The sequence below is a fragment of the Microbacterium psychrotolerans genome (genome assembly GCF_031085295.1).
GTDB classification, from domain to species: Bacteria; Actinomycetota; Actinomycetes; order Actinomycetales; family Microbacteriaceae; genus Microbacterium; species Microbacterium psychrotolerans.
Map to the genome: position 1 here is coordinate 594,146 of NZ_JAVFWO010000004.1, position 14,222 is coordinate 608,367.

12 protein-coding genes are annotated in these 14,222 nt (G+C 68.5%); 4 read left to right on the top strand and 8 right to left on the bottom strand.

What is annotated here, in order from left to right:
* Window positions 1-6 precede the first annotated feature (6 nt).
* Window positions 7-909, bottom strand: a complete 903-nt coding sequence (locus Q9R08_RS15735) for a transporter substrate-binding domain-containing protein (protein ID WP_308869068.1) — start codon at window positions 907-909, stop codon at window positions 7-9.
* 185 nt (window positions 910-1,094) lie between these two features.
* Between Q9R08_RS15735 and Q9R08_RS15740 the strand changes: the two genes are divergently transcribed.
* From Q9R08_RS15740 to Q9R08_RS15750, 3 genes are all read left to right on the top strand, one after another.
* Window positions 1,095-3,572 carry an alpha/beta hydrolase-fold protein gene (locus Q9R08_RS15740; RefSeq protein WP_308869069.1) on the top strand — a complete coding sequence of 826 codons (2,478 nt, stop codon included), beginning with the start codon at window positions 1,095-1,097 and terminating at the stop codon, window positions 3,570-3,572.
* Between the two features lie 385 nt (window positions 3,573-3,957).
* Window positions 3,958-5,388 (top strand): HNH endonuclease signature motif containing protein, encoded by a 1,431-nt coding sequence (locus Q9R08_RS15745; RefSeq protein ID WP_308869070.1) that lies wholly within the window; start codon window positions 3,958-3,960, stop codon window positions 5,386-5,388.
* 170 nt (window positions 5,389-5,558) lie between these two features.
* Window positions 5,559-5,861 (top strand): hypothetical protein, encoded by a 303-nt coding sequence (locus Q9R08_RS15750; protein WP_308869071.1) that lies wholly within the window; start codon window positions 5,559-5,561, stop codon window positions 5,859-5,861.
* Between the two features lie 49 nt (window positions 5,862-5,910).
* Here the strand turns inward: Q9R08_RS15750 and Q9R08_RS20855 are convergent, their stop codons facing one another.
* The 4 genes from Q9R08_RS20855 to Q9R08_RS15765 form a co-directional block, all read right to left on the bottom strand.
* Complete coding sequence (locus Q9R08_RS20855; protein WP_418001357.1) at window positions 5,911-6,207, bottom strand: RNA polymerase sigma factor; 297 nt, start codon at window positions 6,205-6,207, stop codon at window positions 5,911-5,913.
* A 3-nt stretch (window positions 6,208-6,210) separates the two neighbouring features.
* Window positions 6,211-6,702, bottom strand: a complete 492-nt coding sequence (locus tag Q9R08_RS15755; RefSeq protein ID WP_308869072.1) for a hypothetical protein — start codon at window positions 6,700-6,702, stop codon at window positions 6,211-6,213.
* Window positions 6,703-6,881: 179 nt separating this feature from the next.
* Window positions 6,882-7,430: a GNAT family N-acetyltransferase gene (locus tag Q9R08_RS15760; RefSeq protein ID WP_308869073.1), complete on the bottom strand. Its 549-nt coding sequence runs from the start codon at window positions 7,428-7,430 to the stop codon at window positions 6,882-6,884.
* 772 nt (window positions 7,431-8,202) lie between these two features.
* Window positions 8,203-9,699: an aldehyde dehydrogenase family protein gene (locus tag Q9R08_RS15765; RefSeq protein WP_308869074.1), complete on the bottom strand. Its 1,497-nt coding sequence runs from the start codon at window positions 9,697-9,699 to the stop codon at window positions 8,203-8,205.
* Window positions 9,700-10,041: 342 nt separating this feature from the next.
* Here Q9R08_RS15765 and Q9R08_RS15770 point away from each other — a divergent pair, with 342 nt between their 5' ends.
* Complete coding sequence (locus Q9R08_RS15770; protein WP_308869075.1) at window positions 10,042-10,701, top strand: GntR family transcriptional regulator; 660 nt, start codon at window positions 10,042-10,044, stop codon at window positions 10,699-10,701.
* Window positions 10,702-10,902: 201 nt separating this feature from the next.
* On the opposite strand, the gene Q9R08_RS15775 is transcribed toward Q9R08_RS15770, so the two are convergent.
* Genes Q9R08_RS15775 through Q9R08_RS15785 form a run of 3 tightly spaced genes read right to left on the bottom strand, consistent with a single transcriptional unit; the run spans window position 10,903 to window position 14,221 of the window.
* Window positions 10,903-12,174, bottom strand: coding sequence for an ABC transporter substrate-binding protein (locus tag Q9R08_RS15775; RefSeq protein WP_308869076.1), 1,272 nt, complete (start codon window positions 12,172-12,174; stop codon window positions 10,903-10,905).
* Between the two features lie 20 nt (window positions 12,175-12,194).
* Window positions 12,195-13,340: a branched-chain amino acid ABC transporter permease gene (locus Q9R08_RS15780; RefSeq protein WP_308869078.1), complete on the bottom strand. Its 1,146-nt coding sequence runs from the start codon at window positions 13,338-13,340 to the stop codon at window positions 12,195-12,197.
* Window positions 13,340-14,221, bottom strand: a complete 882-nt coding sequence (locus Q9R08_RS15785; RefSeq protein WP_308869079.1) for a branched-chain amino acid ABC transporter permease — start codon at window positions 14,219-14,221, stop codon at window positions 13,340-13,342. The genes Q9R08_RS15780 and Q9R08_RS15785 overlap by 1 nt, the downstream gene beginning before the upstream one ends.
* Window position 14,222: the final 1 nt, after the last annotated feature.

Here is a 14,222-nt window from a genome sequence, read left to right on the forward strand (position 1 = left end):
ATCGCCTCACTCGCTCGTCATCGGGTTGAGGACCGGCGCCTCGACGGCGGCATCCTCGATGCCCCATTCCGACATGACCCGCTCGTACTCGCCGTTCTCGAAGATCGCCTCGAACGCGGCGAGCATCGGCTCGGCGAGCCCGTTGCCCTTCGGCATGAAGAGGGCGAGCTGGTCGATACCGGCGCCCTGCTCGTCGCTCTGGATGAGGTACCCATAGCGGTCGGGGTCGGACGCCTGAAGGTCGATCGCGGCGGACTGCGTCGTGCCGGCGTAGTCCGCGCGATCGGAGTTCACCGCGAGGAACGTCGCATTGCTGTCCTCGAGGCCGATGAACTCCGCCGGATCGAGGCCCTCGGCTTCGCACCACTCGTTGTAGCGCACGAGCTGACTCTCGGTGACCGAGCCGGTGACACCGGCCACCCGCGAGCCGCACAGCGCCTCGGGATCGTCGAGCTCGTCCGCGCGCTCGTCGAGGAAGACGTAGGAGGTGCGCGTCGTCATCCAGACCACGGCATCGAACTCCGCCTCACGCTCCGGTGTCGTGCGGACGGGTCCGTTGAACGCGTCGTAGCGCCCCGAGAGCATGCCGGTCAGCATCGCGTCGAGACCCGACGAGGTGATGATCTCGAACGGCACACCGAGCTGCTCCGACAGGGCGGCCTGGAGGTCGGGATCGATGCCGGTGATCTCGCCGCTCTCTTCGATCGTGCGGTAGGGCGGGTGGGTGTCGCCGGCGATCTTGATGACGCCGGCCTGCTTGATCGCGTCGGGAAGCTGGTCGTAGAGGGGCGCTTCGGTCGCGGCATCCGTCTCGGCTGGCTCACTCTCCGGGGCCGGGGAGGAGCAGCCCGCGATGAGACCGAGGACGAGAAGCGGGGCGAGGGCGATGACGCTCTTAGTGGTGCGCATGAGGACTCCACATCGTTGTGCAGATCGGGTCGGTGTCGATCGATCACCGTCAGGAACATCATAAAAGTTGATCATTGAAGATATCAACTATCACTATCTCCATGCGTGATTGACACCAACGAAGATGCCCGGTTAGCGTACCAAAATATCAATTTGGTTGATATTTCTTCGAAGGAGAAGAAGCCATGGTCCACCTCCCTGATCGCCTGAAAGCGGCCGCTGCGCAGAGGGCGCGCCGGTCACGGCCCGTCCCAGCAGTGCTGGTCGGCGCTGCAGCCGCGGGGCTTGTACTCGCCCTCTGCGTTGCCCCCACGACGGCGACGGCGGCAACGACGACGGCGGCAACGGCGACGGCGGCCGCGGGCGACGGCGCCCGTGTGGCCGGTCTTCCCCCTGAGATCCCCGCCGCCGCGACGGCCGACGAACCTGCGCTTCCGCGCGCGGAGGGCTGGCGCTTCTCGGAGCAGTTTCCCCGCACGTCCGGAACCAGCCGCTACGACGTCGGCGCGTTCCTCTGGACGGACTGGCTGTACGACGACATGGGCCGCGGGGACTTCACCTATGCATCGGCGCAGGCGGCCGGCAATGGCGCCGACGTGTTCCGTGCCGGGATCGCGGGCGATGCGACGCACACCTACTGGAGGGTCGACTGGAACACGCTCATCGACTCCGACGTTCCGGTAGCCGCGTGGGCGTTCGACACCGACGCCGACACGGCGACCGGGACCGCCTCGTGGCCCGCCGACGCCGGTGTCGTGTCCCCGGGCATCGAAACAGCCATGATCGTGTCGTCGCGCGGTGCGTGGCTCGTCGACGCGGTGACGGGAGCCCGCACCGATCTGACGGCGTCGGGTGCGACCGTGACGGTGGACGAGGCCGCTCGATCGTTCGTCGTAGCAGTGCCCCGCACGGTGATGCCCGCTGACGACACGTGGACGGTGCGGCTCGCGGCGGGCGTCGCGAACGCGTCGGGCGACGGCTTCGCGCCCGCTCCGCAGGCGCCCGACGGCTCGCGCGTGTACAACGCGGCCTTCCGGGACCGCGATGACGAGCAGTTCCTCGCGGGTGGGTGGACCGACTCCTCGACGCGATGGAACAACGGCGCCCAGTCCGCCGCCCTGAGGGCCGGCGACGTCACCGACTTCGCCGCCGAGCTGGATTGGGGCCGGGTCGCCCAGCAGGCCTCGACGGCGGAACCCGCTCCCACCGGATACTCGACGCGCTGGTACGTGTCGTCGCTCGACCTCGGGCAGGGACTCGACCCGCAGGCGCGCTTGACCTACGGTCCGGCGCTGCGAGGACCCTCCTTCTTCGGCCGGGTCCAGCCGTACACGGTGTACGTGCCCACCGGATACGACGCCGGCGACCCCGCGCCGCTCACGCTGCTGCTGCACGCGGGCGATCGCAACCACAACGGCTTCGGGGGCACGACCCAGGAAGACGTCTACGGGCCCATGTGCGAGGACCGTGGCTCGATCTGCGTGACCCCGCTCGGTCGTGGAAACACCACCTGGTACATCAACGAGGGCGAGTTGGATGTCTGGGAGATCTGGGGCGATCTCGCGCGGACGTACACCCTGGACCCGGATCGCACGGTCATCGGCGGGTGGTCCATGGGCGCGGTGGGCGCGACCCGCATCGCCACCAACCATCCCGACCTGTTCGCGGCGACCGTCATCGTCTCGGGCGCGGGCTACTACGACACACAGGGCAGACGCGACCAGGCGGGCGACGAGGACCGGATGGAGAACCTCCGCAACCTCGTGACCTTCATGGACTCCGGATCCCGTGATGTGGCGCTGAACAACACGCGCCGCTGGGATGCCGCGGCCGACGCCGCCGACGTCCGCTACCGGGCGAACTACTACGAGGACGCTGACCACGGCCAGCTCGGGCAGTGGCTCGGCTGGAGCGATGCCGCGGAGTACGTGGAGCAGCATCCGGAACGCGTCCACTCCCCCGCACAGGTGTCGTTCCGCTGGGAGCCGGGGGACGCCCGGCCCGACCTCGGGATCACGGTCGACCGTGCGTACTGGCTGACCGGCCTCGCCGTTCGCGACGCATCCGCCCGATGGAGCCGCGTCGAGGCGACGTCGCACGCCCTGGCCAGGACCTCGACGGAAGCGGTGCTGACGGATCAGACGCAGGTCATCGACGGCCGCAACGTGCAGGTGCGCGACCAGGCCTGGGCGCCCACCGGTGAGCAGGAGCCGCGCAACGCCCTCGATCTCTCGACCGAGAACGTGGCGAAGCTGCGCGTGGAGTTGGACCGCGCGGGCCTCGACCCGGCGGCACCCGCCGAGCTGAGTGTCACGGCGGACGGTGAGGTGACGATCCAGCTCGCCCGCGACGGCGCGACACGCGTCGCGCACGTCTCCGCCGGCACCCATCGCCTGTCACCTCCGGACGCGCCCGCAGACGTGACGGCTGTCGTCGCCGGCCGCGCGGTTCGCGTCACCTGGACGACCGCTGCATCCGATCTGCCGCTCGACGGCTACATCGTTCGCGACGCGTCGGGCGAGGTCGTATGCGAGACACGTGCGACGACATGCCGGGTCGCGGGCGACCGCGACCACGAGTCTCAGGAGTACACGGTAACCGCGGTCAGCATCCTGGGGCTGTCCGAGCCGGCCCTGTCGTCCTGGGCCGCCGTGCGCCCCTGACGGTGGGCGCGTGACGCAGGAGGGCGGGCCCGCGGGGGCCCGCCCTTCTGCTGCCGGTCGGCTACAGCGCCTCGTGGTCGCACCTTCGTCGGCGTCGGCGTGGCCGTGGTCGTGGTCGTCCTGGTCGTGGTCGTCCTGGTCGTGGTCGTGGTCGTCCTGGTCGTGGTCGTGGTCGTGGTCGTCGTGGTCATGGTGGTCGTGGTGTGTGTGGTGTGGTGTGGTCGCGGTCGTCGGAGTGGCCGTGGTCGTCATGGTCGTGGTGTGGACGGAGTTTCGGCTCCTCCACAGGCGCCTCTCGCCAGCCTCTACGCCGGGTTATCCACAGTGTATTTTTGCCAGGTGATCTGGCAGTTTGAATGTCGGTGGCCCTCGTCAGAATAGCGGTATGACCAACCTCGCCGACGCTCTCACGGAGCTCGGCGACGCGCTCGCGAAAGTGGCCGCGCTAGCGCTCGCCGACGGCGGGTTGCGGGGGTCGGATGACGCCGACGTGCTCGCGGCGCTCGCGACGGCGGGGCGGATCCGGCGTGTTGCCGACGCAGTGATGGTTGAGGCGGTCGCGGTGATCGTGGACCGCGACCGTGGCGTCGGTCACAATGACCGGGTCACCACGCGGTACGGATGCCGCAACATGAGCGAACTCGTGCAGCGCGCGACGCGGGTCTCGGGGCGGACGGCATCCGACATGATCGCCGCAGCGAACGCGGTGCAGCAGCCTGTCGCATTGTCCACCGGTGAGGTGCTGCCCGCGGAGTTTCCGGGGCTGCGAGTCGCACTGAGTGGCGGACAGGTCGGAATCGAAGGGGTGATCGCGGTAACCGGCGCGTTCCGCGGCTGCCAGATCGGTCGCGTGGAGATGCTCGCCGCCGACGCTGAGTTGGCCGCGGCCGCATGTGGCGAGGGGGTGGATGCCGCACCGCCGGCGTCCGCGGATGAACTCCGTGCCCTGGCGCAGGTGTGGGCGGCGTACCTCGACCAGGACGGAGCGGAGCCCGAAGACACCCGTGCGCTCCGCCGACGGGGCGTCACCGTGGGTCGTCGCGGCGACGACGGCCTCGTCCCCCTCCGCGGACGCCTCCTCCCCGAAGTGGCCGCGCAGCTGCAGCTCGGGTTCGACAGCGTTCTCAATCCGCGCGTCGACGGCGCACCGGCACCAGGACCGCGCTTCGTCCAGGATCCGGACCGCGATCCATCGGAACCCTTGGCGTCGGCGGCCGATCAGCGCAGCCACCCCCAGAAGCAGCACGACGCGTTCGCGGTGCTGCTCACCGCCGCCGCTGCGTCCGGCGAACTCCCCAGCCTCGGCAGGGCGGCGCCCACCCTGGTGGTGTCTGTGCGCCAGGAGGACGTCGCAGCCGGCCGCGGTCGCGCCCACCTCCCAGGCGACGACCAGCCGGTCCCGCTCGCGGTCGCCCGGCACATCGCCTGCACGGGCGCCATCCAACGCGTCGTTCTGGGCGAGAACGGGCGGATCGTGTCGATCACGACGCTGGACCGCATCTTCAACCACCACCAACGCAAAGCGATCACCCTCCGCGACGGAGGCTGCCTCATCCCCGGCTGCTCCGTCCCACCGCAATGGTGCGAGGTCCACCACGTCGAAGAACACGCCCGCGGCGGCCCGACCCACACCGACAACGGGGTGCTGCTCTGCTGGTTCCACCACCGCACCATCGACACCGGCGGCTGGCAGATCCGCATGATCGACGGCGTGCCATATGTGAAAGGCCCGTACTGGTGGGACGCGCAGGTGAAGTGGCGACCGGCCACGAAGTCCCCCACCCGAAGACGCGACCTCATCGCCCTGCCCACGTGAACCTGGCACGCCGGATCGAGCGTCCAGCGCGCGTGGGCGGATCCGCAAACGCGCAACAGATCCCGCCGCGAACCTCGAAACCGTGACACACGCCTCCAAGCAAAGAGATCACCGAGGCCGCGAAGCGGCTTATCTTGCTCTCCGACACACGTGGCGCCGACCCGGCCGAGATGACGCAGGCCCACGTCGACGACTACCTCGCAGACGGCCCCTGCACCCGAAAACACATCCGCAACTACGTGCGCTGGCTCATCCACGACCGGGCCAGCTCAGCCCGCCGCATCAATGCGTCGCGTCGTGATGCGAAGTCGGTCCCCATCCTGACTCAGACTCAGCGGATCCCGCTCGTCCGCAACCGTCTGGAGTGGGAACGCGTCGGCCTGTCGGTGCGCGTGGCCGGACTCATCCTGCTTCTGTGGGCCGGGCAGGTGGAGGACTGCGGGGTCCATTTCGCGGTGAACATTCATCGCTGACTCCGGTGTGTATACCGATAGGAGATCCGCCGATGACGGTTGGTGTGCCTCATTCGACATCTCCGCCCTCCGCCAACCGGTCTCGGAGCACTCCTCGCGCGCGCGAGAGCCGAGCGCGGACGGCAGTGGCCGACTTACCGATGATCGTGGCGACCTGCTCCTGCGTGAAACCGTCCCAGTAGACGAGTCGGACGATCTCCTGATCGATGTCTGGAAGGCATCGAATAAGCGAGCGGACATGCTCCGCACGCTCTGCGTCATCGCCACCTTTCACAGCCCGCACGGTCAGATCGATGGCGAGAGTCGCCGCAAACCGTCCTCGAGCGGTCGTTCTGCGCGGGCGCATCCGCTATTCAGCCGGGGCGAAGGTGCGCGCCGGTTTGTCGGCGGTCATGAAAGCGGTTGCGTCGGAGCCGGAACCGATGATTGTGCGGTTCGGTGGGATCCACGCACTGAGGATGAGCACGAGTGCGGTGCCAGTCAGCAGCCCGTCGACCAGACCCGCGGGAAGCATGAAGACCATTAGCAGGAGGGTGGCGGTGCAGTTGATGAGGGTTAGCACCAGAGCCCAGAGGCGATTGCGCAGGACGCCGATCGCGCCAATGATACGCAGTGCTGCGAAGATGCCGCTCATCGCCATCATCATGTAGAGATTCTCATTCAGGTACGCAAGCGCGAAGATGTCGATGCGGTCTGAGATCGTCGCTTGCGGCACTCGGAGGACCAGCAACACAACCACTCCGACGAAGACCGTCGCCTCCATCAATACCCCCTGCGCCAGCAGGAGGGCGCCCCCGATCCGCAGACGGCGTGCGCGGGATCGGTGCGTCGCTTCGGTCACCTCTCGAGCATAGTGACGCCGTGGCTGCCCGGGATTGGACCGACGGCGGCCGCGGCCTTCGGCCCGGTCGGGGTCAAGCGACACAGTGTGAGCCCAGACTGCCGCTCCGCACAGCGGCCCGCTTGGCCGTCGCTCAACGCGCTCGTTTCGGGCGACGAGGAATGCCGGTCGGCCCCAACTCACCAGGGCGTGCCGCGTAGGTCGATGTCGCCAACTGGCCAGTCGACCCTCCGAGTGGGGAAGATCAGGAGCGGACCGTCAGACGACACCACCGTTGCCTGCGGATCCTGCATCGACGTATGGCGCTCGATGGCGCGGATTCGCAGCCAGCCTGCGCGCTCATAGAACGGGACGACTTCCTCTCGGCAGCCGAGGTAACCGAATTCGATGCGCGCGTTCTTGCGCATCTCCTGTTGCGCGCACAGCATGAGACGCCGACCAAGCCCTCTGCCCCGAGCGACCTCGTCTACCAAGACGCCCCCTGTGCCGGCTACGGTGACTTCCGCTTCGCCGACGCTGATCGTCCGGACCTGAAACCCAACGTGGGCAACCAACTCAGAGTCCACGAAGGCGAGGGTGTGCACACTGGCGGGCGAGTAGCCGTAGGGCCGATCCGGATCCCACGCGCCGTACTCCGCGAGGTACTCGCTGTCGAACAACCTCTGCAGAGCGGCACGCTGTGAGCCGGTCAGTGCGCGATGGGTGACGACGTGAAACTCCTCGGGCATCCGGCAAGCCTAAGCGTGCGTCGACTGCCGAGATGACGCGGAAGAGGGTCGCCCATCGTGCGCTACTGGAGCCGGGCGGTATTGCCAGCTTCTCGATCTCATCGGCGAGTTCGCTGGTGAGTCGGCGCGCATCGAGATCCAGGGTCGCGCCGCGACGCAGCAGGGGCTCGACGTCCCGCACATATCGGCGTACCTCGGCCTGATCGCGTTCTGACTTTCCGTAGGGATCGTTCGTACGCACCGAGGGGCGGTGTAGCAGGACGTCGACCGGTGCGCTGAGGAGAATCAAGGCACGGAAGCGGTCGTAGAAGCGCCCCTGATTCTCTACCCTCCCCGAGACGATGATGGGGGAGGCGGCGGAGCGCAGGGCAGTCATTCGTGGTTCGTCCACGCGCCGTCTGCGCGCACCCATTGGCCGTAGTCCGTGTCGACCGTTCGATGGCCGCGACGCGAGAGTTCACTCAGGACCGATGACTTTCCGACGCCGGACATTCCAGTGATCAGGATGTGATCCACAACTCGGGAGCATGGTTCTCGGCCGTGCGGAGGACGGCAGCCCATAGAGCCGGCCGACGACGCTACGACTCCCCTGCGACTCCAGAGCGCCCACGTGAACGTATAGCCCGCGCGTGGATTTCGCCCGCGTAGGCAGACCTAGCGGGCGGATTCCAGCGCGAGATTCCTCCTCGGTGCCGCATCATCCGCGCCGAGCCCACCGAGTGGCCACACCCTCGGTCCTTGGCCGACCCCGGTCCCTGAGCGTGCCCACCGGTCAGTGAGCCATCGACGCGAGCGCCTCCGGGTCGAGCGTGGCGATCGAGCGGGTGTCCTGGAAGGCGCGGACGCCCTCGATCCCCTGCTCGCGGCCGAAGCCCGACTGCTTCATGCCGCCGAACGGCGCCCGCAGGTCGAGACGCGTCGCGCCGTGGTCGTTCACCCACACGTAGCCGCACTCGAGTTGCGAGCCGACGCGCTGCGCTGCCTCCGGCGAACCCGTCCATACGGATCCGCAGAGCCCGCCCCACGTGTCGTTGGCGAGGCGCACCGCCTCGTCCTCGTCGTCGAACGGGATCACCGGAATGACGGGGCCGAACTGCTCCTGGGTGACCACGCGCAGGTCGAGCTCCGGGTCGACGACGATCGCCGGGCGGACCCAGTTGCCTCCGGCCAGGTCGCCGCCGGGCAGCTCTCCGTACTCGCGCACGTCGGCTCCGGCATCCTTCGCCTCCTGGATGATCTCGTCGACGAAGGCTTTCTGCGCCGGCTGATGCAGGGGACCCATCGTGGTGCCCTCGTCGAGGCCGTGGCCGAGCTTGGCCTTCTCGAGCCGCGCGGCGAGTCCCGAGACCAGCTCGTCGAGGCGCGAACGGTGCACGAAGACGCGCTTGGCGTTCATGCAGATCTGTCCGGTGGTGTCGTAGATCGCGGCGTAGAGGCGGTCGAGGTGCGCGTCGTCGAGGATCGCGTCATCGAGGAAGACCGCCGCGTCGTTGCCGCCCAGCTCGAGCGTTACGCGGGTCAGCGTCTTGGAAGCCATCTCCATGATCCGCTTGCCCCCGTTCACGCTGCCGGTGAAGCAGACCTTGGCGACGTCGGGGTTCTGGATGAGGTCGGCCATGTCGTGGTCGCGTCCCGTGACGACGTTCAGCACGCCCGGCGGCAGCTTCTCGGCGACCCGCTGCACGACCCGCGTGGTCGCCAGCGGCGCCGAGGGCGGCGGCTTCACGATCGCGGTGTTGCCGGCCAGCAGCGCGTGCGGCAGCGCGGCGCCGAGGATCGCGATGGGCCAGTTGAACGGCACGATCACGGTCACGACACCGAGCGGCTGATACCTCACTTCGGTCGAGACCGGGATCGCCCCGGGAATCGGCGGCAGGGTCTTGGAGGCGTCGACCTCGTCGGCCAGCATCAGGGCGAGGTTCCAGCGGATCTCGAACACGAGGGCGTCGATCCACGCCTCCATCCGGATCTTGCCGTTCTCCTGCGACAGGATCGCGGCGTCCTCGTCGCGATCGTCCGCGATCCCGGCGATCGCCTCCGCCATCTTCGCGGCACGCTCCTGCGCCGTGAGCGCCGCCCACGCCGGGAAGGCCGCCTTCGCCGCGGCCACGGCATCCTTCACATCGGAGACGGATGCCGCCGCAGCCTCGCCGACGACCGCCCCGGGCCTGCCGGGGTCGGGGATCGTGAGCACGTCGTCGGTGAACCGCTCCTCACCGCCGATGTACAGTCCCGTCCGAACCGATGTCCCCATCGCGGTCTCGCCCATGGAACGCCACCTCTCTGTGTTGTCCGGCTCCGGCTCTCGCCGGGGCATGTGTTGTCCGGCTCCGGCTCTCGCCGGGGCCTGTGCTTCCTTGCTCCGGCTCTCGCCGGGGCGGTGCGCCTTCTTCTCGCTCCGGCTCTCGCCGAAGCACGTTGTTGTTCGGGTTGTCGGCGGGTCGGCGCGGGGTGCGCCGTCGACACCTGCTCCCAGCGTGCCTCCCGCATGCGCGTGAATCAAGATTGTCGACGATTTTCGCGCAGATTTCGTATGGAATGCTTCCCGATGGGACCATCGTCGAGAGATAGTGTCAGTGCACGGACGAGGGCGCCGAAAGGGATGGGCGAGATGACGGATGCCGCAGTGCGCAGCGACGACGAGACGATGGAGCGGCCCGACCTCACCCAGGTGATCCGCGAGGCGATCCTCGACGCCCAGTTCGCACCGCATCAGCGCCTCATCGAAGCCGACCTGAGCGAGCGGTACGGCGCATCGCGTGCCTCGGTGCGCACCGCCCTCCTCAACCTCGCCGGCGAGGGACTCGTCGAGCGCCTGCCCAACCGCGGCGCACGCGTGCGCGCCATCACCGTCGACGAGGCGATCGAGATCGTGGAGGTGCGCATCGGGCTCGAGACCCTCTGCGCGCGCAAAGCCGCGGAGAACCTCACGCCCGCCGACGCCGAGCGCCTGCGCGCGCTGCGCTCCGACATCGAAGCGGCGATCGCGTCGGGCGACCTCATGGCGTACTCGCGCCTCAACCAGGAACTCGACCGCCGCATCCGCGACCTCAGCCGTCACGGCACCGCCACGCAGCTGCTCGAGCGCCTGCGCGCCCAGTCGGCGCGCCACCAGTTCCGCCTCGCGTTCCACCCCGGCCGCGCCGCGACCTCGGCTCCCGAGCACATCGCGATCATCGACGCGATTCTCGCCAAGGACCCCGACGCCGCCGAGGCCGCGACCCGCGCCCATCTCTCGGGCATCGTCGAGGTCCTGCACGGCATGGAGTGAGCCGCGTCGCGAGCCGCCGCATCCGTCGCCCAGAACAGGTGATCTGGCGAGCACAGGACGATCCGCCGGCAAACGCCCTGCCTTCGCCAGAACACCTGTTCTCGGCAACGCCGGGCGACGCGACGAACGAACGAACGAGAAAGGGGCGACCGGATGCCTCCGGCCGCCCCATCCGCGCGCTCACGCGTCGAGCGAGCTAGCTCACTCGTCCCAGCTCTCGGCGGGGGCGTAGCCCTTGCCGTTGTACTTCTGCACCTGGACGGTCGAGACCGCGGGCTGGCCGTCCTGGGTCGTGTCGACAGTGGAGCCCTCCAGCATGAGCGGCGCCGTGAAGCCCGAGACGTCGCGCAGCGCCTCCATGAAGTTGTCGCGCGTCGGCTCGGTCATGTTGCCGAACACCTCCTCGAGCGTCGCCCCGATCTGGTACGACCAGACGCAGTGCGGGAACGCCGGAGTGTCGGGGTAGTTCGCGTACTCCTTCAGCCCTTCGAGGAAGGCTGCGCCGTCCTCGCTCTCGGCGAACGTGGGCGCCGCCGCCGACTGCGCGAACGCCACGGTGTAGACGCCGGGGAACGCCGCGGCGCCGCCCGGCTCGAGGATGGCCGTCGGGCTCGACGTGTTCGACGGCAGGAACCAGGACGGCAGCCAGCCGAGCTCCTGCGACTTCTGCAGCGACGAGATCACCAGCGGGGTGATCGACATGGCGTTGAAGAACACGTCGGCGCCCGAGCCGGCCAGCTCGGTCAGCTGCGCGTCGACCGAGGTGTCGGTGGCCTCGTAGGTCAACTCCTTGACGACCTCGATGTTGTCGGCGCCCTCGATGGCGGTCTTGAAGCCCTCGACGTAGCCCTCGCCGTAGTCGTCGTTCTGCGACAGGATCGCGACCTTATGGTCTTCGGCCGATCCGGCCAGCAGTTCGCCGAACGCCTCGCCCTCGTTCTGGTAGATCGGCACGAAGCCGAGCTGCCAGGGGCTCTCCTCTTGGTTGCTGAAGATCGGATCGCCCGTCATGATCAGCACCTGCGGCACCTCGTCAGCAATCGCCGCGTCGAGCCACGCCCGGTTGGTGGGCGTGCCGAGGCCGGCGGTCATCGCGAAGACGCTGCTCTTGAGCTGGTCGTAGTTGGCCTTCGCCTTCTGCGGGTCGTACTCGTCGTCCAGCGCCTCGATCTCGACGGTGCGGGTGTTGCCGTCGCCGAACTCCACGCCGCCCTCGGCGTTCCTGGCGCCGAAGTACGCGGTGATGCCGGCCACCGTGCAGGTGCCCGGGCCGGCGGTCGGTCCCGACAGCGGGGTGGTGATGCCGAGGGTGATCGAGTCGTCGGTGATACCCGGGCTCGCCTCGGCGCCGCCGCCGTCGTCGGTGCTGTTCGGCGAGCCGCCGCCGCGTGCGCAGCCGGCAGCGAGGACGGCGACGATGCCGATCCCCGCGACGACCGAGGCGACGCGCATCCTTCTGCGATTCGTGCTCATGGGTCATGCCTCTCTGTGTGTTACGACTGCGTCGTAGATGGTGGTGGTGATTGCGTCGTAGGTGGTGGTGGTGATTGCGTCGAAGGGGCGCCCAGTGCGTCGCCGACGGTGGAGATTCCGGCGACGGATCCCGCAGCATCCGCCTGCATGGCACCGCCGACGGGTCCACTCGGGCGACCGGAGCCGGCGTCGCGCCCGCGTCGCCGCCACAGGCTCGGAAGCGAGACCAGCCCGCCGGGCAGGATGAACAGCACGACCAGGAGGATGGCGCCCTGCAGCATGGCGGTGATGTTCGGGTCGATGAGGTTGGTGACCTGCGGCAGCAGCACGTACCAGACGCCCCCGAGGAGGGAGCCGAGGATGCTGCCGGCGCCGCCGATCACCATCGACGCGAGGAGCTCGATGGAGTGGCCGAAGTGCAGCGTCTCGGGCGAGGTGTACTGGATGACGACCATGTAGAGGAAGCCACTCACGCCGCCGATGAGTGATGCGATCGTGAACGCGAGCACCTTGAAGCGGTACGGCGACACGCCCAGCGACCCGGCGACCGCTTCGTTTCCCTTCACTATCGCGAAGGCCCTGCCGTACTTGCCCCGCACGAGGTTGCGCGTGAGCATGAAGGTGATGCCGCCGATGAGGAAGACGATGTACAGCTGCCACTGGTCGTCGTACAGGCCGGTCCACTCCGGTGCGCCCGAGAAGCGGGCGGAGGTGCCCTGCGAGCCGCCCGTGAAGTCCGATAGGCGCTTGGCGAGGGGCACGCCGATGATCGGCAGAGCGATCGTGACCATGGCGATGGCGAGTCCGCCGAGACGCGCGGCGGCGAGGGCGATGACCAGGCCGATCACCGCGGGTACGAGACACGCGAGCACGAAGACGAGCAGGATGTTCCAGTCGGCATTGACCCCGAACGCCGTGACGTAGGCCCCGACGCCGACGAAGAAGATCTGGCCGAGCGAGACCTGGCCGGTGTAGCCCATCACGACGTTGAGGCCCAGGACGGCGACGGCGAAGACGCCGATGCGCGCGATCGTCTGGTTCGCGAACTCCGGGAGCATCAGCGGCAGCACGATCATCAGCACGATGACGAGGCCGATGACGGCCCAGCGCAGCCAGGGGCGCTCGAGGAGGGGCGACCGGTTGGAGAGGTCCGTGTTCGCAGCCATCAGACGCGCACCACCGCTTTCCGCCCGAACAGGCCCTGTGGCCGCAGGAAGAGCACGACGAAGATGAGGATGAAGGGCACCGCGATCTTCAGATCGTGACCGATGAACGGCACGTAGACGGCGGCGAGGTTCTCGAGCACGCCGATGAGCCACGCGGCCACCACGACCCCGATGGGGCTCGACAGGCCGCCGAGGATGCACGCGGCGAGCGCATAGACGAGGGCGGAGTCCATCATCCCGGGCGTCAGGGTCAGCTGCGGCGCCACCAGCACGCCGGCGACCGCGCCGAGCACGGCGGCCAGCCCCCAGCCGATCATGAGGTTGCGGCCGACGTTCACGCCGGCGAATGCGGCGGACGCGGGATTGATCGCGACTGCGCGCAACGCGAGACCGAGCTTGGTGCCCAGGAACAGCGCCTGCAGCAGCAGCATGCATGCGACGATCACGATGAAGGTGCCGAGCGAGCGGACGCTGATCACCGCCCCCGCGATCTGGATGGTCTCCAGCGGGAACAGCGAAGGGAACAGCCGGTTGTTGTACGTCCAGATCCAGGCGCAGAACCCCGTGATCAAGGTGAGCAGGCCGATCGTCACGACGACGGCGGTGTCGGGGTCGCCGCGCTCGAAGCGCCGGATGAGGTACCGCTCGATGACGGCTCCGAGGAAGAACGAGATGACGACGGCTGCGAGGATCGCGAGCAGGAGCGGGATGCCGAGACCGTTCAGCGTCCACGCGATGTAGGCGGACAGCACCGCCATGCCGCCCTGCGCGAAGTTGATGAGCCCGGTCGCCTGGTTCACCAGCACGATCGCGAGCGCGAGGGCGGCGTAGATCGAGCCGGTGGAGAGGCCGTCGATGACGAGCTGGATGAACGTGCCCACG